Genomic DNA, 18,451 nt, shown 5'->3' with positions numbered 1-18,451 from the left:
TTTTCCAGGTCGGCGGGGGTGGTGGCCTGCGCGAACAGTTCGCGCGCCGACTGCACCAGGGAATCGAGGTCGTTCATCTCAACGGTCCACAGCAGGCCCTGCAAGGGCGTGATCCAAATGAAAAAGGGCCAGTGCCGTACAGCGCTGGCCCTTCAAACCGGGTATTTTCGCTCAGAAAAACCCGAGGTCCATCAAGCGGCCAGCTTGGCCTTGACCTGAGCGACGATGGCGCCGAAAGCGGCCTTGTCGTTCACGGCCAGATCGGCCAGCACCTTGCGGTCGATTTCGATCGCGGCTTTCTTCAGGCCGTTGGCGAACTGGCTGTAGGTCAGGCCCAGTTCACGCGCACCGGCGTTGATACGCGCGATCCACAGCTGACGGAACACGCGCTTCTTGGTGCGGCGGTCACGGTAGGCGTACTGGCCCGCCTTCATCACCGCCTGTTTGGCGATGCGGTAGACGTTGCCGCGGCGACCGCGGAAACCCTTGGCCAGGGCGAGGACTTTCTTGTGACGGGCACGTGCGGTGACACCACGTTTGACGCGAGGCATAAGCTACTCCTTGTTCGTCGTTGAATTACAGGCCGGCCTTGGGCAGCATCTGTGCCATGTGACCCATGTTGGTCTCATGCACATTCACCGCACCGCGCAGGTGGCGCTTGTTCTTGGTGGTCTTCTTGGTCAGGATGTGACGCTTGAAGGCTTGACCGCGCTTGACGGTGCCACCCGGACGAACGCGAAAACGCTTTTTCGCACTGCTCTTGGTCTTCATTTTGGGCATATCGATGCTCCTTATGGTTTGTGCTCGTGAGGCGCCGTGAACCCAATCACGGTCTTGTTGGCCCCGAGCCACTTGGTGTGGTGCGCCCACGCATGGGCGCGCCGTGCGGCGTTCGAGACGCCGCGCGGACCCGACAGGCGACCAACCCACCCGGTCCGTATTCGGTGTGGCAGCTTACGCCGCCGGTTGCTCGGCCGAAGCCTCGGCCGGCTTCGCCGCGCCGCCCGTCTTCTTGCGGCCGGGCGCGATCATCATGATCATCTGGCGGCCTTCGAGCTTGGGGAACTGCTCCACCACGATCAGGTCGGCCAGCTCGTCGCGGATGCGGTTGAGCAGGGCCAGGCCCAGTTCCTGGTGGGTGATTTCCCGACCGCGAAAACGCAAGGTGATCTTGCATTTGTCGCCGTCGTCCAGGAAGCGCTTGATGTTGCGCAGCTTGATGTTGTAGTCGCCGTCGTCGGTGCCGGGGCGGAACTTGATTTCCTTGACCTCGATGACCTTCTGCTTGGACTTGGCTTCCGCCGCCTTCTTCTGTTCCGCGTACTTGAACTTGCCGTAGTCGATCAGGCGGCACACCGGCGGCTTGGCCATCGCGGCGATTTCCACCAGGTCCACGTCCAGGTCACCCGCCATGCGCAGCGCTTCCTGCAGGCTGACCACACCAATGGCTTCGCCTTCGGGGCCGGTGAGGCGGACCTCGGGGGCCATGATTTCGCGGTTCAGGCGGTGGGCGCGTTCCTCGCGTTGGCGGCGGTCACGGAAGTTGGGAGCGGTAGCGATGGCGAAATCCTTTGTTCAAAAAGCTGCAAACAGCGAGCGCTGCAAATGGCGGCGCGGCACCACGCCTGCGGCCACGCCGGCCGTCAGGCCTTGGCGTCGAGGTCGGCGCGGATGCGTTGGGCAAATTCGTCCAGCGACAACACCCCCAGGTCTTGGTTGCCGCGCGCACGCACCGCAACCGCCCCAGCGGCCTTCTCTTTGTCGCCCACGACGAGGATGTACGGCAGCTTTTGCAGCGAAAACTCTCGAATTTTATACGTGATTTTCTCGTTGCGCAAATCCAGCACCACCCTAACGCCTTGATTTTCCAGCGTTTTGACAATTTCGCGACAGTAATCGGCCTGCGCGTCGGTGATGTTGAGCACCGCCACCTGCACCGGCGCCAGCCAAACCGGCAGCGCGCCGGCGTGCTGTTCCACCAGAATGCCGATGAAACGCTCCAGGCTGCCGACGATGGCGCGGTGCAGAATCACCGGGCGCTGGCGGCTGCCGTCCTCGGCCACGTACTCGGCATCCAGGCGCTCGCTCAGGTTGAAGTCCACCTGGATGGTGCCACACTGCCACTCGCGGCCAATCGCGTCCTTCAGGGTGTATTCGATCTTGGGGCCGTAGAACGCACCGTCGCCTTCCGAAATCACGAAGTCGCAGCCCGAATGGCGCAGGCTGTCCATCAGCGCCTTTTCGGCCTTGTCCCACAGCGCATCCGAGCCGATGCGCGCGGCCGGGCGGGTGGACACTTTGTACAGAATTTCGGTAAAGCCGAAATCGGCGTACACCTTCTTCAACACCTGGGTGAAGGTGTCGCACTCGGGCAGGATCTGGTCTTCGGTACAGAAAATGTGCCCGTCGTCCTGGGTGAAACCGCGCACCCGCATGATGCCGTGCAAACCGCCCGAAGGCTCGTTGCGGTGGCACTGGCCGAACTCGCCGTAGCGCAGCGGCAGGTCGCGGTAGCTCTTGATGCCCTGCTTGTAAATCAGGATGTGGCCGGGGCAGTTCATCGGCTTGAGCGCATAGTCGCGCTTTTCCGACTCGGTCACGAACATGTTGTCGCGGTACTTGTCCCAGTGACCGGTTTTTTCCCACAGCGTCTGGTCCAGGATCTGCGGGCCCTTCACTTCCTGGTAGCCGTTGTCGCGGTACACCTTGCGCATGTACTGCTCCACCTGCTGCCACAGCGTCCAGCCCTTGGGGTGCCAGAACACCAGGCCGGGCGCGTGCTCGTCGATGTGGAACAGGTCCAGTTCGCGGCCCAGCTTGCGGTGGTCGCGCTTTTCGGCCTCTTCCAGCCGGGTCAGGTACTGCTGCAGGTCGTCCTTGCTGGCCCAGGCGGTGCCGTACACGCGTTGCAGCATTTCGTTGCGGTGGTCGCCGCGCCAGTACGCACCGGCCACCTTCATGAGTTTGAAGTGCTTGAGCTTGCCGGTGCTGGGCACGTGGGGGCCACGGCACAAATCTTCAAACGCGCCCTCGCGGTACAGGCTCACGTCTTCGTTGCTCGGGATGCTGGCGATGATCTCGGCCTTGTAGTGCTCGCCCAAGCCCTTGAAATACTCGACCGCCTCGTCGCGCGGCAACACACGGCGCACCACCGGCTCGTCTTTGTTGGCCAGCTCGGTCATCTTCTTTTCGATGGCCGCCAGGTCGTCGGGCGTGAACGGGCGCTTGTACGAGAAGTCGTAATAAAAGCCGTTGTCGATCACCGGGCCAATGGTCACCTGCGCCTCGGGGAACAGCGCCTTCACCGCGTAGGCCAGCAGGTGGGCGGTGGAGTGGCGGATCACCTCCAGCCCATCGGCGTCCTTGGCGGTGACGATGGCCAGGGTGGCGTCCTGCTCGATGCGGTGCGAGGTGTCCACCACCTGGCCGTCCACCTTGCCGGCCAGCGCGGCCTTGGCCAGGCCGGCGCCGATGGAGGCCGCGACCTCGGCCACGGTGACGGGGCCGGGGAACTGGCGTTGCGAACCGTCAGGGAGGGTGATGTTCAACATGGGGAGGGGTCCAGACAACAAAAACGCGGCTCGGGGCCGCGCTGAAAAGAAGAACAAAGTGCAGGCGCGAACTGCCACCCATCAATGGGCAGTGAACAACTCCTGGGTAGTTCGCGGTGTCATAACCGGGGCGCCTTTCTCGTTCTTGTGCAGCTATTTCTTAAGATTTTCCCACAAAAAAGCCCGGGACCGGCCCGGGCTCTCGTCTCCTCGCCCCTGCGGGGCTCGGTGGATCAGTGGAACTGCTCTTCTTCGGTGGAACCGGTCAGAGCCTTCACGCTGGAAGAACCGCCCTGGATCACGGTGGTCACGTCGTCGAAGTAGCCGGTGCCCACTTCCTGCTGGTGCGACACGAAGGTGTAGCCTTGTTCGCGGGCGGCGAATTCCGGCTCTTGCACCATTTCGACGTAGTGCTTCATGCCTTCGCCGCGGGCGTAAGCGTGGGCAAACTTGAAGGTGTTGTACCAGTTGACGTGGATACCGGCCAGGGTGATGAACTGGTACTTGTAGCCCAGCGCCGACAGCTCTTCCTGGAAGGAGGCGATCTGCGAATCGTTGAGGTTCTTCTTCCAGTTGAAGGACGGCGAGCAGTTGTAGGACAGCAGCTTGCCCGGGCAGGCGGCGTGCACGGCTTGCGCGAATTCACGGGCAAAGCCGATGTCGGGCACGCCGGTTTCGCACCACACCAGGTCGGCGTAGGGGGCGTAGGCCACGCCACGGCTGATGGACTGCTCCAGGCCGTTCTTCACGCGGAAGAAGCCTTCCTGGGTGCGCTCGCCGGTCAGGAACGGCTTGTCGTTGGCGTCGTAGTCGCTGGTGATCAGGTTGGCGGCTTCGGCGTCGGTGCGGGCCAGGATCAGGGTCGGCACGCCCATCACGTCGGCAGCGAAGCGGGCGGAGATCAGCTTTTCGACGGCTTCGCGGGTCGGCACCAGCACCTTGCCGCCCATGTGGCCGCATTTCTTGGCCGCGGCCAGCTGGTCTTCGAAGTGCACGCCGGCGGCGCCAGCGGCGATCATGTTCTTCATCAGTTCGAAGGCGTTCAGCACGCCACCGAAACCGGCTTCCGCGTCGGCCACGATGGGCAGGAAGTAGTCGATGAAGCCTTCGTCGCCCGGATTGATGCCACGGCTCCACTGGATTTCGTCGGCACGCTTGAAGGTGTTGTTGATGCGGCGAACCATGGTCGGCACCGAGTCGTAGGCGTACAGCGACTGGTCGGGGTACATGGTTTCGGAGGTGTTGCCGTCGGCGGCGACTTGCCAGCCCGACAGGTACACGGCTTCCAGGCCAGCCTTGGCTTGTTGCATGGCCTGGCCAGCGGTGATGGCGCCGAAAGCGTTGACGTAGCCCTTCTTGGCGCCGCCGTTCACTTTGTCCCACAGCACCTTGGCGCCGCGCTGGGCAAAGGTGTACTCGGGCTGCAGACTGCCGCGCAGGCGCACCACGTCAGCGGCGGTGTAACCGCGCTTGACGCCGTTCCAACGGGGGTTGGTGGCCCAGTCTTTTTCCAGGGCTTCGATTTGCTGCTGGCGGCTCAGGGTCGGGTTGGACGACATGAATAACTCCTGTGGGTTGAAACGAAAGGGGTGACGCCGGGGGTGTGGTGTACACATGCAAGACCGGTGCCTTGTGCTTAAGTTTAAGTCTTCTATAAGACCCACATTCAATCTTATGTCTTATAGAAGACATATTTTTAAGTCAAACAATTCAACAGCTTACATTTTTAATTTCTCAATATGAGAAGTGATTTTTCATATCGGGAAATTTTTCTGCGCCGCAACAAAGCAATATTCCACAATATGGGATATAAAAACCATATCGAGAAAACAAGGCGCCTTTGAGGCGCGTCGGGGCGCACAGGCGTGGAACGGTGGCTGGGCGCCACGCCCCAGAAAGCCGCACGGCAAGGTGCGCAAACGCTCAGGCGCACCAGAGGCCGGTGGGCTGGGTGATGCCCATCCACAGCGCCCAGCCCGAGGTCAGCACCAAGGCGAGGCCCGCCAGGCGGATGCCCCAGCCGCCGGAGCGGGCATCTTTCAGTTTGAGCAACAGCCACGGCGCGGCCGTAAGCGAGACCATGGTGCCCGCCGCAAACGCGGCCATGACCACCGCCCCGTTGAGCGCACTGGCCGACAGGGACGCCACCAGCAGCGCCGAATACAGCAGCCCACACGGCATGAAGGCCCAACCCATGCCCAGCACCACAGGGGCCTTGCCGCCCATGGCCACCATGGCCGGGCGCACCTTGCGCCAGATGCCCTGGGCCCAGCCTTCGATGAAGGCCGGCTGACGCGCCTGCCACAGCAGCACCAGCCCCAGCAGCAAAGCGGCCACGTGCACCATGGTCCACAGCGGCCGAATCACGGCGGTTTGCTGCCCCATCCAGCCCAGGCCCTGCACCGTGCCGCCGGCCAGCGCGCCCATCAGGCTGTAACCCAGCAAGCGGCTGAACTGGAACTTCCACAGCGCCCGGGTGCTGCGCGGCGCGCCGCTGCGCGCGATGCCGGCGCAGGCCGCCCCGCACATGGCCACGCAGTGCGGACCGCCCACCAAGCCCATCACCAGGGCCGACAAGGTCATGGAACCCAACATGCCGCGACTGTAGCAGTGCCGGCCGCTACGGGCTCAGATGATCTTGGAAAAGCGGGCGCGGTCCTGGTCCACCTGCAGGTATTTGTCGAAGGTCATGGCGATGGCGCGCACCAGGTACCAGCCCGACGGGGTTACCTCAATGGCCGTGTCGGTGATGCGCACCAGGCCCAGCTCCACCATGCCCTGCAGCCGCTCCAGTTCGCGCGCGAAGTAGCTGCGGAAGTCGATCAGGTGGGCCAGGCCGACCGACTCGAAATCGACACTGCCTTGGCACATCAGCGCCATGATGACGCTGCGGCGCAGCACGTCGTCGCGGCTCAGGGCCAGCCCACGCACGATGGGCAGGCGCCCCTGGTCCAGGGCGTCGTAGTATTCCTCCAGCGTTTTGGCGTTCTGGCTGTAGGTGGCGCCGATGCGGCCTATGGCCGACACGCCCAGGGCGATCAGGTCGCAGTCGGGCTGGGTGCTGTAGCCCTGGAAGTTGCGGTGCAGCCGGCCCTGGCGCTTGGCCACGGCCAGGGCGTCGTTGGGCAGGGCGAAGTGGTCCATGCCCACGTACACATAACCCCCGGCGCTGAACAGGTCCAGCGAAATCGACAGCATGTCCAGCTTGTCGGCCGGGCTGGGCAGTTCGGCGCTGATGATGCGGCGCTGCGGCTTGAAGCGGGCCGGCAGGTGGGCGTAGGCGTAGAGCGCGATGCGGTCGGGGCGCAGCACCTGCACCTGTTCCAGCGTGTGGCGGAACGATTCGGGCGTTTGCTGCGGCAGGCCGTAGATCAGGTCGACGTTGACCGACTCAAAGCCGATGCGGCGCGCCGCCGCCACCAGCGCAAACACCTGCTCGGCCGGCTGCACCCGGTGCACCGCTTTTTGCACGGTGGGGTCAAAGTCCTGCACGCCAAAGCTCAGGCGGTTGAAGCCCAGCCGGTGCAGGTGCTCCAGCCGCGCCTCGGTCACGGTGCGCGGGTCCACCTCCACCGAATACTCGCCGCCCGGCACCAGGGTGAACTGGCGGCGGATCATGGCCACCAGGTCCTCCAGTTCGGCGTCGCTCAGGAAGGTGGGCGTGCCGCCGCCCAGGTGCATTTGCGAGACGTGGTGCCCGCGCCCGAAATGCTGCACCTGCAGCTCCAGTTCGCGCGACAGGTAGCGCAGGTACTCGGCCGCCTTGCTGTGGTGTTTGGTGATGACCTTGTTGCAAGCGCAGTAGTAGCACACCGACTCGCAGAACGGGATGTGCACGTAGATCGACAGGGGCAACGCCAGGGAACCGGCGCGGCGCTGCTCCAGCGCCTGGGTGTAGTCTTTTTCTGTGAACGCCTCCACAAAGCGGTCGGCCGTCGGGTAGGAGGTGTAGCGCGGCCCGGGCACGTCAAAACGCTTGAGCAGGCCTTCGTCGATGACATGGTTCACAGGTACTTCTCCAATCTGGGAGTAATGTGCCGCAAAGCCCCCGCTGCGCCATTGACGTGAGTCAAACAAAACGGCCAGCGTCACCCATGGGCGTTATCATTCGACGCATCTGCCTGCGCACCGTATCGGTGGTTACTTATGGACTTACACAGCATCAAAGTCGCGTGTTCGAGCTGCAACCTGCGCGAACTCTGCCTGCCGGTTGGCCTGAGTGCCGACGAGATGAGCAAACTGGACCACGTGATCTCGACCCGGCGCCGGGTCAAGCGCGGCACCTCGCTGTTCAATGCCGGCGATGCCTTCACCTCGCTCTACGCGGTGCGCTCGGGCTTCTTCAAGACGAGTGTGACCACCGCCGACGGGCGCGACCAGGTCACCGGCTTCCAGATGACGGGTGAGATCATCGGCATGGACGGCATCGTGCAGGACAAGCACTCCTGCGCCGCGATTGCCCTGGAAGACGCCGAGGTCTGCGTGCTGCCCTTCGACAAGCTGGAACAGCTGTCGCGCGAATTCAGCACGCTGCAGCACCACGTGCACAAGATCATGAGCCGTGAAATCGTGCGCGACCACGGGGTGATGCTGCTGCTGGGCAGCATGCGGGCAGAGGAGCGGCTGGCCGCCTTCCTGCTGAACCTGGTGCAGCGCCTGCACGCCCGGGGGTTCTCACAGTCCGAACTGATCCTGCGCATGACGCGCGAGGAAATCGGCAGTTACCTGGGCATGAAGCTCGAAACGGTGAGCCGCACCTTCTCCAAGTTCATGGACGACGGCATCATCGACGTGAAGCAGCGCTACGTCCACATCAAGGACACGCAGGCGCTGGCGGCCATCGTCAGCCAGCCGGCCGACTGATCAACAGCAGCCCCCGCCCGAGCAACCTTTGCCCCTGGCCCCTGGCTGGGTGCAGTCGGCGGGCCGCTGGTCGGGCGGCACGGGGCAGCGGTTGACCTCGAACGGCGACATGGCCAGCAGCGTGGTCAAGGCGCTGGAGGCCACGGTGGCGCCCCAGAAAAAGAAAAACGACACGGTGTAAATGGCCTGGTTCGACCAGCCCAGCGGCCGCCCCTGCCAATGCAGTTCGCTGGGGTCCACCAGCGCAAACACCACCATTTCCAGCACCCCAGCCACCAGAAAAGCCGGCCAGGCGATCCACATCCAGCGTTGGGCCCACATGCGCGTCTCCGGTCAGTCTTTGGGCAGGGTGGGGGTGACCGCGTGGTTGCGCGCCTGGTTGGCGGGCATCACGCTGAGTTCGGCCGCGGTGCGGGCCTCGGGCGACAGGGTTTCCACCGCGGCCGGGGTGACGCGCACCGGGGTGGCCGAGCGGTCCAGCACCGGGTCGGCATGGGTCACGGCGATGTAGACGGTGACGATGCAGGCGACGATGACGGCCAGCGGCCCGCCCAGCACCAACCACACATAGGGCTCCCGGTACCAGGGTTGGGCGGGGCGCTGGGCCGGCACCAGGGCAGGGTTCAAGGTGGACATGGCGGTTCTCCGGGAAGGGAATGGGGGTCAGCGCGGCACGAGGAAGACGGACTTTTCGGTCACCCGCAGCGCAGCGTCGTCGGCCGATTCCACCACAAAGGTGATGGGATGCGAGCCGGACCCGGCCGCGCCCGGCGGCACCTGCACCCGCACCGCGAGCGAACGCACCTCGGTCGGCAACACGGCCACGGTCGGGTCGGACGCCAGCGCAATGCCAGGCAGGCCGTCCACACTGACGCGGTAGGTCTGGGGCGCCTCGGTGGCGTTCATCACCTGCAGGCGGTACACGTTTTCGATGCGGCCCTGGTCCACCAGCCGCGCCAGGGCGCCGCGGTCGCGGATCACGTCCACCTTGAGCGGCGTGCGCAAGAACAGGCTCACGCCCACGGCCACGCTGATGAGCAAGAGGATGCCGCTGTACACCAACACCCGCGGGCGCAGGCCGCGGCGCACCATCTGGGCGGTGGTCCAGCCGTTGGCCATGCCGTTTTGTGTCGAATACTTGATGAGGCCGCGCGGGTAACCCACCTTGTCCATCACGTCGTCGCACACGTCGATGCAGGCCCCGCAGCCGATGCATTCGTACTGCAGGCCCTTGCGGATGTCGATGCCGGTGGGGCAAACCTGCACACACAAGGTGCAGTCCACGCACGAACCCAGGCCCAGTGCCGCCGGATCGGCCTTTTTGGAGCGCGGGCCGCGCGGCTCGCCGCGCCGTTCGTCGTAGGTCACGATCATCGTGTCCTTGTCGAACATGGCGCTCTGGAAGCGGGCGTAGGGGCACATGTACTTGCACACCTGCTCGCGCATGAAGCCGGCATTGCCGTAAGTCGCAAAGCCGTAGAAGAAGATCCAGAAGGTCTGCCAGGGGCCCAGGTCCCAGCCCAAGACCGCCGCGCCCAGTTCCTGGATCGGGGTGAAGTAACCGACAAAGGTGAAGCCGGTCCACAGGCCAAACGCCACCCACAGGGCGTGCTTCAGCCACTTCTTGCCGAACTTGGTGGCCGACAGCGGGCTCTGGTCCAGGCGCATGCGTGCCGCGCGGTCGCCCTCGACCTTTTTCTCGATCCAGAGGTAGATCTCGGTGTAAACGGTCTGGGGACAGGCGTAGCCACACCACAGGCGCCCGGCCACGGCGGTGAACAGGAACAGGGCCAACGCCGAGATGACGAGCAGCCCTGTCAGGTAAATGAAGTCCTGCGGGTACAGGACCAGGTTGAAAATGTAGAAGCGACGCGCTTCGAGGTCGAACAGGACCGCCTGGCGGCTGTTCCACTCCAGCCAGGGCAGACCGTAAAACACGATCTGGGTGAGCCACACCAGCGCCCAGCGCCATTGGCTGAACAGACCAGACACCGAACGCGGGTAGATTTTCTGCCGCGCCGCGTACAGCGACACTTCGATGTCTTCGTCGGCCGTGCCGGCGTCGGGTTGGCGGGTGTTGCTCACAGAACCTCGGCTGTCAGGGTGGCGGGAACGCTCAACGCTGCGGCTTGTTGGACAGACCCCAGACGTAGGACGCCAGCACGTGGATCTGCTGCTCGGTCAGCAGCGCGTTCTGCGCCGGCATGACGTTGGTCTTGCCTTCGTTGACGATCTTGGTGATCGCCTCCACGCCCCAGCCGTGCAGCCAGACGTTGTCGGTCAGGTTGGGCGCGCCCATGAGCGGGTTGCCCTTGCCTTCGGCCCCGTGGCAGGCGGCACAGGCCGCGAACTTGGACTTGCCCAGCGTGGCCTTGACCGGGTCGTGCGGGCTGCCCGACAGGCTCAGTACGTAGTTGGCCAGGTTGTTCACGTCGTCGGCGTTGCCCACGGCGGCGGCCATCGGGGGCATCACGCCCATGCGGCCGTTGGTGATGGTTTCCTTGATCGCCACCGGCTCACCGCCCCACAACCAGTCGTTGTCGGTCAGGTTGGGGAAGCTCTTGCTGCCGCCCGCGTCCGAACCGTGGCACTGGGCGCAGTAGTTCATGAACAGGCGCTCACCGATGGCCATGGCCGCCGGGTCACCGGCCAGCTTTTCGGGCTCCATGCCCGAGAACGCGGCGTAGATCGGGGCAAAGCTTTCCTCGGCCTTCTTCACCTCGGCGGTGTGCTGGCCGGTGGACGACCAGCCCAACTGCCCGCCCCACTTGCCGAAGGTCGGGTACAGCGCACCATAGACCAGCGCGAAGATCACGGTGATGATGAACAGATAGACCCACCAGCGCGGCAGGGGGTTGTTCATCTCGCGCAGGTCGCCGTCCCAGACGTGGCCGGTGGTGTTGTCGTCGTGCGCCTTGACCTTGGTGGTGCCGCTGATCCACAGCAGCACCAGGCAGGCGATGATGCTGACCAGCGTCAGCCCGGCCACGTAGAGGTGCCAGAATTCACTTGTAAAGTCGCTCATGATCGTTCTCTTGTTAGGCGGGGCTCGTCACTCGTCCTGAAACGGCAGTTGCGCCGCTTCGTCGAACCGGCTCTGGTTGCGCTTGGACCACGCCCACCAGACGATGCCGAGGAAGGTCACCAGGCTGAGCACGGTGACCACGCTGCGCAGGTCGTTGACATCCATGTCTGTGCCCCTTTCAACGCAGCGCGTGACCCAGGCTCTGGAGGTAAGCGATCACGGCCTCCATCTCGGTCTTGCCTTTGACGTCCTCGGTGGACTTGGCGATCTCCTCGTCCGAGTACGGCGCGCCCAGGGTGCGCAGCACTTCCATGCGCTTGGGCAGGTCGGCGCCGCTCAGGGTGCGCTGCTCCAGCCAGGGGTAGGCCGGCATGTTGGACTCGGGCACCAGGTCGCGCGGGTTGTTCAGGTGGATGCGGTGCCACTCGTCGGAGTAGCGGCCACCCACGCGGGCCAGGTCAGGGCCGGTGCGCTTGGAGCCCCACTGGAACGGGCGGTCGTACACGAACTCACCGGCCAGCGAGTAGTGGCCGTAACGCATGGTTTCGGCGTGGAAGGGGCGGATCATCTGCGAGTGGCAGTTGTAGCAGCCTTCGCGCACGTAAATGTCGCGGCCGGCGATCTGCAGCGCGGTGTAGGGCTTGAGGCCCTCCACCGGCTGGGTGGTCGACTTCTGGAAGAACAGCGGGACGATTTCCACCAGACCGCCGACGGCCACCACCAGGGTGATGAGCACGATCATCAGCAGGTTGTTGGTCTCGATCCGCTCGTGAGTGAAGCCTTTGGGCGTGTCGTTGTGTTGTGCCATTTGTGTTGACTCCTCAGGCGTGGGCGACGGCGGGGGGAACGGCCACTTCGTTGGCCTGGCCGTTCGCCACGGTTTTCCAGACGTTCCAGGCCATCACACACATGCCGCCGAGGTACAACAGACCGCCCAGCAAACGGATGACGTAGAACGGGAAGGTGGCCTTGACGGATTCGACGAAGGTGTAGGTCAGCGAACCGTCGGGGTTGACGGCGCGCCACATCAGGCCCTGCATCACGCCGGCGATCCACATCGCGGCGATGTAGAGCACGATGCCGATGGTGGCGACCCAGAAGTGCAGCTCGATGGCCTTGACGGAATACATCTTGGTCTGGCCGAACAGGCGCGGGATCAGGTAGTACATGGAACCCATGGTCACCAGACCCACCCAGCCCAGGGCGCCGGAGTGCACGTGGCCCACGGTCCAGTCGGTGTAGTGGCTCAGGGCGTTGACGGTCTTGATCGACATCATCGGGCCTTCGAAGGTGGACATGCCGTAGAACGACAGCGACACGATCAGGAAGCGCAGGATGGGGTCGTCGCGCAGCTTGTGCCAGGCGCCCGACAGGGTCATGATGCCGTTGATCATGCCACCCCAGCTGGGGGCCAGCAGGATGAGGGAGAACACCATGCCGACGGACTGGGTCCAGTCGGGCAGCGCGGTGTAGTGCAGGTGGTGAGGACCCGCCCACATGTAGGTGAAGATCAGTGCCCAGAAGTGGACGATGGACAGGCGGTAGGAGTAGACCGGACGCTCGGCCTGCTTGGGGATGAAGTAGTACATCATGCCCAGGAAGCCAGCGGTCAGGAAGAAGCCCACGGCGTTGTGGCCATACCACCACTGGATCATGGCGTCCTGCACCCCGGCGTAGGCCGAGTAGGAGTGCAACAGGCCGGTGGGCAGCTGGATGTTGTTGAAGATGTGCAACAGCGCGACGGCGATGATGAAGGCACCGAAGAACCAGTTGGCCACGTAGATGTGACGGACCTTGCGGATGCCGATGGTGCCGAAGAACACCACCGCGTAGGCCACCCAGACAACGGCGATCAGCAGGTCGATCGGCCAGATCAGCTCGGCGTATTCCTTGCCCTGGGTCAGGCCCAGCGGCAGGGACACGGCGGCCAGCACGATGACCAGTTGCCAGCCCCAGAAGGTGAAGGCGGCCAGGGTGTCGGAGAAGATGCGGGTCTGGCAGGTCCGCTGCACCACGTAGTAGCTGGCGGCGAACAGACCGCAACCGCCGAACGCGAAGATCACCGCGTTGGTGTGCAGGGGCCGCAGGCGGCCGTAGCTCAGCCATTCGATGCCGAGGTTGAGCTCGGGCCAGGTCAGCTGCGCGGCGATGATCACCCCCACCAGCATCCCGACCACCCCCCAGACCACGGTCATGATGGCGAACTGCCTCACCACCTTGTCGTTGTAGATGCCCGACCGGGCACCCGCTGTTGTCACGGACATACCAAACTCCTCTTGAATTTCACCTGGTTACAGTATCGCTGGCTGGTGCCGCCGTGCGGTTGATATAAGTCAATCGCCGCGCAAGATTCGCTCGCCCTCGCGCTCGATGTTGTCGAACTGGCCCGACTGCAGCGCCCACCAGAACAGGGCCATGATGCCCAGCACCAGCAGGACGGACAGGGGGATGAGCAGGTAGAGCACGTCCATGGTTCACCTCGAAACGGGGGAAAGGGGGGCCAGCGGCAGCCGCGCCAGGCGCAAGGCGTTGCCGATGACGAGCAGAGAACTGGCGGCCATGCCCAGACCGGCCAGCCAGGGCGGCATCCAGCCGACCAGGGCCAGCGGCACGCAGACGGCGTTGTAGCCGGCCGCCCACCACAGGTTCTGCCGCACGATGGCCATGGTGCGCCGGGCGTGGAGCAGGGTCTGCACGACCTCGCCCAGGCGGCCGCTCTGCACCACGAAATCGGCCTGGGCCTGGGTCAGGGGGGCGCCGTGGCCCAGGGCGAACGAGGCGTTGGCGCGGGCCAGCACCGGGCCGTCGTTCAGGCCATCGCCCACCATGGCCAGGCAGGCGCCGGCGTCCTGCAGGGCCACCACCTCGGCCAGCTTGCGTTCCGGGCTGGCTTCGGCCACCACCTGGGTCATGCCCAGTTGCCGGGCGACCCGTTCGGCGGCGGCGCGGCGGTCGCCCGACAGCAGGCGCGTTTGCAGGCCGGCGGCGTGCAGCGCGTCGATGGCGGCCCGGGCGTCGTCGCGCACGCCTTCGTCCATGACGAAGGTGGCGACCCAGCCGGCGTCGTTGGCCAGGTAGGCGCACGGGGTGTCGGCCACGCTGCGGCCCTGCGCCAGCAGGGCGGCTTCGTCCAGCCCGGCGTGGGCGGCCGACCCCAGGCGCCAGGTCTGGCCCTGGGCGTCGCGCCGGGTCAGGCCCCGGCCGGGCAGGTCCTGCACCTCGGCAAAGGCGTCGCCGGCGTCGGGCCCGGCGGCGGCGGTGATGGCGCGCGACACCGGGTGCAGCGAGGTGGCGCTGAGCGGCCGGGCCCAGGCCAGCGCCTCGTCCGGGCACACACCGGGCGCGGCGATGACCTCGCGCAGCACGACCCGGTCCTGGGTCAGGGTGCCGGTCTTGTCGAACACCACCGTGTCCACCGCGGCCAGGGTTTCAAAGGCCTGGAGCCGGCGCACCAGGATGCCTCGCCCGGCCAGGGCGCCGGCCGACGCCAGCATGGCCGCTGGCGTGGCCAGCGACAAGGCACAGGGGCAGGTGACGATGAGCACCGCCACCGCCACCGCCAGGGCGCGCGCGGGGTCGATCTGCCACCAATACCCGCCCGCCACGGCAGCGGCCAGCAGCACCAGCACCAGGAAGGGCGCGGCGATGCGGTCGGCCAGCCGGGCCAGGCGCGGTTTTTCGGTGGAGGCGCGCTCCATCAGGGAGACGATCTGGGCAAAGCGGGTGTCGCGCCCCAGGCGGTCCAGGCGCACCAGCACCGGGCCGGTCAGGTTGTAGCTGCCGGCCACCACCGCGTCGCCGCGGCGCCGGGTGACGGGGTGGGACTCGCCGGTCAGCAGCGCTTCATCGACGGTGGCGCCTTCGCTGAGCACCACGCCGTCGCCCGGAAAGGCCTGCCCCACCTGGACGCGCACCACGTCGCCCACGGCCAGGCGCTTGAGCGACACGGCCTCGAAGCCCCCAGCGGGCGTCTGGCGCTCGCACTGCTCGGGCAGGCGGTTCATCAGCGCGTCCAGGGCACCGGCGGTGCGGTCGCGGGCCTTGAATTCCAGGTAGCGCCCGCCCAGCAGGAAAAACACGAACATGGTGAGCGAGTCGAACCAGACCTCGGCGCCCCAGGGGCCGGTCGGTTCGAAGGTGGCGGCGCTGCTGACCACGAAGGTGACCAGGATGCCGATGGACACCGGCGTGTCCATGCCGATGCGGCCGTGGCGCAGGTCGCGCCAGGCGCTCTGAAAAAACGGGCCGCTGGCGAACATCACCACCGGCAGGCTGAGCATCCAACTGGCCCAGCGCAGCAGCTGGTCGATGTCGGCCGGGATGTCGCCCGGCTCGGTGACGTAGGCGGGCCACGCGTACATCATCACCTGCATCATGCAGAAGCCGGCCACGAACAGGCGCCACAGGGCGCGCCGGGTTTCGGCCAACCGTTCGCTGAGGCTCAGGGCCTGCTGCATGGGCAGCAGGCGGTAGCCGGTGTCGCCCACCGCGCGGGCCAGGTCGGACACGCGGGTGCGGGCCGGGTCCCAGCGCACGGTGAGGCGGCGGGTGGCGGCGTGCACCTGGGCCGACACCACGCCGGGCCGGCCGGCGAGCGCGCCTTCCACGGTGTCGGCACAGGCGGCGCAGTACATGCCCTGCACCATCAGCACCGATTCGCACAGGGCCTGGCCCTGCACATCGCAAGGCTGGGTGAAGGTTTGCTGCTCCACCGGGTCGTCAAGGACCCGAAAGTCATCGTCGACGGTCAACGGGCCGCGGTGCGCCCCAAAGAGATCCGGGGCCGCGTTCGGGTCGGCAGGGGCGCGGCCACCCGTCGCCTGCGTGACGGGCAGGACTTGCGGCGCCACCGTGGAATCTGACATGGTGGAAGCTTAACCCAGCGGGCGTGCGGCGCGCTTGACATACGTCAATCGCCGCCGCGCTGCGGGTGTTACGCTGACACGTCAGCCCCCACCTGTTTTGAGGAGAACACGCATGTACAAACGCATTCTGGTCGCCACTGACGGCTCCAAGCTGTCCCACACCGCAGTGGAACACGCGCTGAAGCTGGCCGACGCCACCGGCGCTGAGGTGGTGGCCCTGAAAGTGGTGCCGCGCTACCCGCAAACCTACTTTGAAGGCGGGGTGGCCTTGGCCAACGAGGAGGTCAAGCGCATCGAAAAACAGTGGCAGGAAGAGGCCCAGGCCGTGGTCAACGGCGTCAAGGCCGAGGGGCAGAAGCTGGAGGTCAAGGTCAAGGCCACCACGGTCAAGTCCGACCTGATCGCCGAGGCGATCATCGCCGCCGGCAAGCGCCACAAGGCCGACCTGATCGTGATGGCCTCGCACGGCCGGCGTGGGCTGAAACGGCTGCTGCTGGGCAGCGAAACCCAGCAGGTGCTGACGCATTCGCACATTCCGGTGCTGGTGCTGCGCTGACGCCCCGGTCGGCGCCAGCGAACCGCCCTGCCCCGTTCAGGCGGTGAAGCTGTCGCGGTAGGCGGCGCGCAGCAGGTTCTTCTGCACCTTGCCCATGGTGTTGCGGGGCAGGTCGTCCACCAGCAGGCAGCGCCGGGGCAGCTTGTAGCGGGCCAGCCGGGTCTGCAAGGCGGCCAGCAGCGCCGCCGGGTCCGGCCGGGCGCCGGGTCGGGGCACCACCAGCGCCACGCCCACCTCGCCCAGGTCCGGGTGCGGCACGCCCACCACCGCGCTCTCGGCCACGCCCGGCAGTTCGTTGAGGCAGCCCTCGACCTCGGCCGGGTAGAGGTTGTAGCCGCCGCTGATGATCAGGTCCTTGCTGCGCCCGACCAGGGTGACGTAGCCCCGCCCGTCCTGCTGCCCGACGTCGCCGGTGCGGAACCAGCCGTCGGCGGTGAATGCTTCGCGGGTTGGGTCGGGCATGCGCCAGTAGCCCTGGAACACGTTGGGGCCACGCACCTGCAGGCCGCCAATGGCGCCGGGGGCCACGGGCTGGTCGTGCTCGTCCACCACGCGCAGTTCCACCCCCGGCAGCGGAAAGCCCACTGTGCCGCCGCGCCGCTCGCTCTGGCCGCCGTGGCGGGCATCGGCCCGGTAGGGGTTGGAGGTGAGCATGAGGGTTTCGCTCATGCCGTAGCGTTCCAGGATGGTGTGGCCGGTGCGCGCCTGCCAGGTCTGGAAGGTTTCCAGCAGCAAGGGCGCCGAGCCCGAGATGAACAGGCGCATGGCCTGCACGGCCGCCGGCGTCAGGCCGGGTTCGGCCAGCAGCCGCACGTACAGGGTGGGCACCCCCATGAACACGGTGGCGCGCGCGAACCAGCGCAACGCGGTGGCGGGGTCGAACTTCGCCATCCACAGCATGGGGCTGCCGTTGAGCAACGCGGCGTGAACCGCCACGAACAGCCCGTGGACGTGGAAAATGGGCAGGGCGTGGACCAGCACGTCGTCGGCCTGCCAGCCCCAGTGGTCCCGCAGCGTGCGCGCGTTGGACAGCAGGTTGCCGTGCGTCAGCATGGCGCCCTTGCTGCGGCCGGTGGTGCCGCTGGTGTAGAGGATGGCGGCCAGGTCGTCGGCCCGGGCCACGGCAGGCGTGTGCCGGTCGCTGTGGTGGGCGGCGCGCTCCAGCAGGCTGCCGGTGCGGTCGTCGTTCAGGGTGAACACGGCCTGGGTGCCGGCCCGGAAGGCGATTTTGCTGACCCAGCCGAAGTTCGCGCCGGTACAGACCACCACGGCGGGCTCGGCGTCGCCGATGAAGTATTCGATTTCGGCCTTCTGGTAGGCGGTGTTGAGCGGCAGGAACACCAGCCCGGCGCGCAGGGTGGCCAGGTACAGCGCCAGCGCCTCGACCGACTTGTCCACCTGCACCGCCACACGGGCACCGGCCGGCAGCTTCAGAGACGCCAGCAGGTTGGCCAGCATGGCGCTGGCGCGGTCCAGGTCGCGCCAGGTGTAGACCAGGCCCTGGTCGGTCTCGACCGCCCAGCGGTCCAGGTCGGCGGGGAAGGAGGCGCGCAGCGCGCTGAACACGTTGTGGTCGGTGGGGTCGGTCATG

General features: G+C 66.0%; 19 protein-coding genes. 2 read left to right on the top strand and 17 right to left on the bottom strand.

The genetic code is table 11. The features are described 5' to 3' along the window. Positions 1 to 191: 191 nt before the first annotated feature. The 7 genes from rplT to hemN all read right to left on the bottom strand — a co-directional run bounded on the left by rplT (position 192) and on the right by hemN (position 7,559). Positions 192 to 551, bottom strand: a complete 360-nt coding sequence (rplT, locus tag HA630_RS18640; RefSeq protein WP_166836697.1) for a 50S ribosomal protein L20 — start codon at positions 549 to 551, stop codon at positions 192 to 194. Between the two features lie 25 nt (positions 552 to 576). Next, a complete protein-coding gene (rpmI, locus tag HA630_RS18635; RefSeq protein WP_087278704.1) occupies positions 577 to 780 on the bottom strand; it encodes a 50S ribosomal protein L35 in 204 nt (67 codons plus the stop codon). Positions 781 to 954: 174 nt separating this feature from the next. Further along, positions 955 to 1,560: a translation initiation factor IF-3 gene (gene infC / locus HA630_RS18630; protein ID WP_166836774.1), complete on the bottom strand. Its 606-nt coding sequence runs from the start codon at positions 1,558 to 1,560 to the stop codon at positions 955 to 957. 83 nt (positions 1,561 to 1,643) lie between these two features. After that, complete coding sequence (gene thrS / locus HA630_RS18625; protein ID WP_166836695.1) at positions 1,644 to 3,551, bottom strand: threonine--tRNA ligase; 1,908 nt, start codon at positions 3,549 to 3,551, stop codon at positions 1,644 to 1,646. A gap of 233 nt (positions 3,552 to 3,784) precedes the next feature. Further along, positions 3,785 to 5,110, bottom strand: coding sequence for an isocitrate lyase (gene aceA, locus HA630_RS18620; protein WP_166836693.1), 1,326 nt, complete (start codon positions 5,108 to 5,110; stop codon positions 3,785 to 3,787). Positions 5,111 to 5,474: 364 nt separating this feature from the next. After that, a complete protein-coding gene (locus HA630_RS18615) occupies positions 5,475 to 6,146 on the bottom strand; it encodes a sulfite exporter TauE/SafE family protein (RefSeq protein ID WP_166836691.1) in 672 nt (223 codons plus the stop codon). Between the two features lie 33 nt (positions 6,147 to 6,179). After that, complete coding sequence (gene hemN / locus HA630_RS18610; RefSeq protein WP_166836689.1) at positions 6,180 to 7,559, bottom strand: oxygen-independent coproporphyrinogen III oxidase; 1,380 nt, start codon at positions 7,557 to 7,559, stop codon at positions 6,180 to 6,182. Between the two features lie 138 nt (positions 7,560 to 7,697). On the opposite strand from hemN, the gene fnr reads away from it, so the two are divergent. After that, positions 7,698 to 8,414 carry a fumarate/nitrate reduction transcriptional regulator Fnr gene (gene fnr, locus HA630_RS18605; protein WP_166836687.1) on the top strand — a complete coding sequence of 239 codons (717 nt, stop codon included), beginning with the start codon at positions 7,698 to 7,700 and terminating at the stop codon, positions 8,412 to 8,414. Here the strand turns inward: fnr and HA630_RS18600 are convergent, their stop codons facing one another. The 9 genes from HA630_RS18600 to HA630_RS18560 all read right to left on the bottom strand — a co-directional run bounded on the left by HA630_RS18600 (position 8,415) and on the right by HA630_RS18560 (position 16,190). Then, entirely contained in the window at positions 8,415 to 8,735 is a 321-nt protein-coding gene (locus HA630_RS18600; RefSeq protein ID WP_166836685.1) for a hypothetical protein, read from the bottom strand. Between the two features lie 12 nt (positions 8,736 to 8,747). Beyond that, positions 8,748 to 9,050 carry a nitrogen fixation protein FixH gene (locus tag HA630_RS18595; protein WP_166836683.1) on the bottom strand — a complete coding sequence of 101 codons (303 nt, stop codon included), beginning with the start codon at positions 9,048 to 9,050 and terminating at the stop codon, positions 8,748 to 8,750. Between the two features lie 27 nt (positions 9,051 to 9,077). After that, positions 9,078 to 10,499 carry a cytochrome c oxidase accessory protein CcoG gene (ccoG, locus tag HA630_RS18590; protein ID WP_166836681.1) on the bottom strand — a complete coding sequence of 474 codons (1,422 nt, stop codon included), beginning with the start codon at positions 10,497 to 10,499 and terminating at the stop codon, positions 9,078 to 9,080. Between the two features lie 31 nt (positions 10,500 to 10,530). Continuing rightward, a complete protein-coding gene (gene ccoP / locus HA630_RS18585; protein ID WP_166836679.1) occupies positions 10,531 to 11,439 on the bottom strand; it encodes a cytochrome-c oxidase, cbb3-type subunit III in 909 nt (302 codons plus the stop codon). 27 nt (positions 11,440 to 11,466) lie between these two features. Then, a complete protein-coding gene (locus HA630_RS18580; RefSeq protein ID WP_166836677.1) occupies positions 11,467 to 11,604 on the bottom strand; it encodes a cbb3-type cytochrome c oxidase subunit 3 in 138 nt (45 codons plus the stop codon). A gap of 13 nt (positions 11,605 to 11,617) precedes the next feature. Continuing rightward, on the bottom strand, positions 11,618 to 12,247 hold the full coding sequence (ccoO, locus tag HA630_RS18575; protein WP_166836675.1) for a cytochrome-c oxidase, cbb3-type subunit II: 630 nt from the start codon (positions 12,245 to 12,247) through the stop codon (positions 11,618 to 11,620). Positions 12,248 to 12,260: 13 nt separating this feature from the next. Next, complete coding sequence (ccoN, locus tag HA630_RS18570; RefSeq protein WP_166836673.1) at positions 12,261 to 13,703, bottom strand: cytochrome-c oxidase, cbb3-type subunit I; 1,443 nt, start codon at positions 13,701 to 13,703, stop codon at positions 12,261 to 12,263. 69 nt (positions 13,704 to 13,772) lie between these two features. After that, positions 13,773 to 13,910: a cbb3-type cytochrome oxidase assembly protein CcoS gene (gene ccoS, locus HA630_RS18565; RefSeq protein WP_166836671.1), complete on the bottom strand. Its 138-nt coding sequence runs from the start codon at positions 13,908 to 13,910 to the stop codon at positions 13,773 to 13,775. 3 nt (positions 13,911 to 13,913) lie between these two features. Next, the gene (locus HA630_RS18560) at positions 13,914 to 16,190 is read right to left on the bottom strand and encodes a cation-translocating P-type ATPase (RefSeq protein ID WP_243855521.1); all 2,277 of its coding nucleotides are present in this window, start codon (positions 16,188 to 16,190) and stop codon (positions 13,914 to 13,916) included. A 226-nt stretch (positions 16,191 to 16,416) separates the two neighbouring features. On the opposite strand from HA630_RS18560, the gene HA630_RS18555 reads away from it, so the two are divergent. Continuing rightward, complete coding sequence (locus HA630_RS18555; RefSeq protein ID WP_166836667.1) at positions 16,417 to 16,860, top strand: universal stress protein; 444 nt, start codon at positions 16,417 to 16,419, stop codon at positions 16,858 to 16,860. Between the two features lie 36 nt (positions 16,861 to 16,896). Here HA630_RS18555 and HA630_RS18550 read toward each other — a convergent pair whose 3' ends face one another. Beyond that, positions 16,897 to 18,450, bottom strand: a complete 1,554-nt coding sequence (locus HA630_RS18550) for a malonyl-CoA synthase (protein WP_166836665.1) — start codon at positions 18,448 to 18,450, stop codon at positions 16,897 to 16,899. Between the last annotated feature and the right edge of the window lies 1 nt (position 18,451).

The organism is Aquabacterium sp. A08 (genome assembly GCF_011742065.1).
This window is presented reverse-complemented; position numbering and strand designations above follow the sequence as displayed.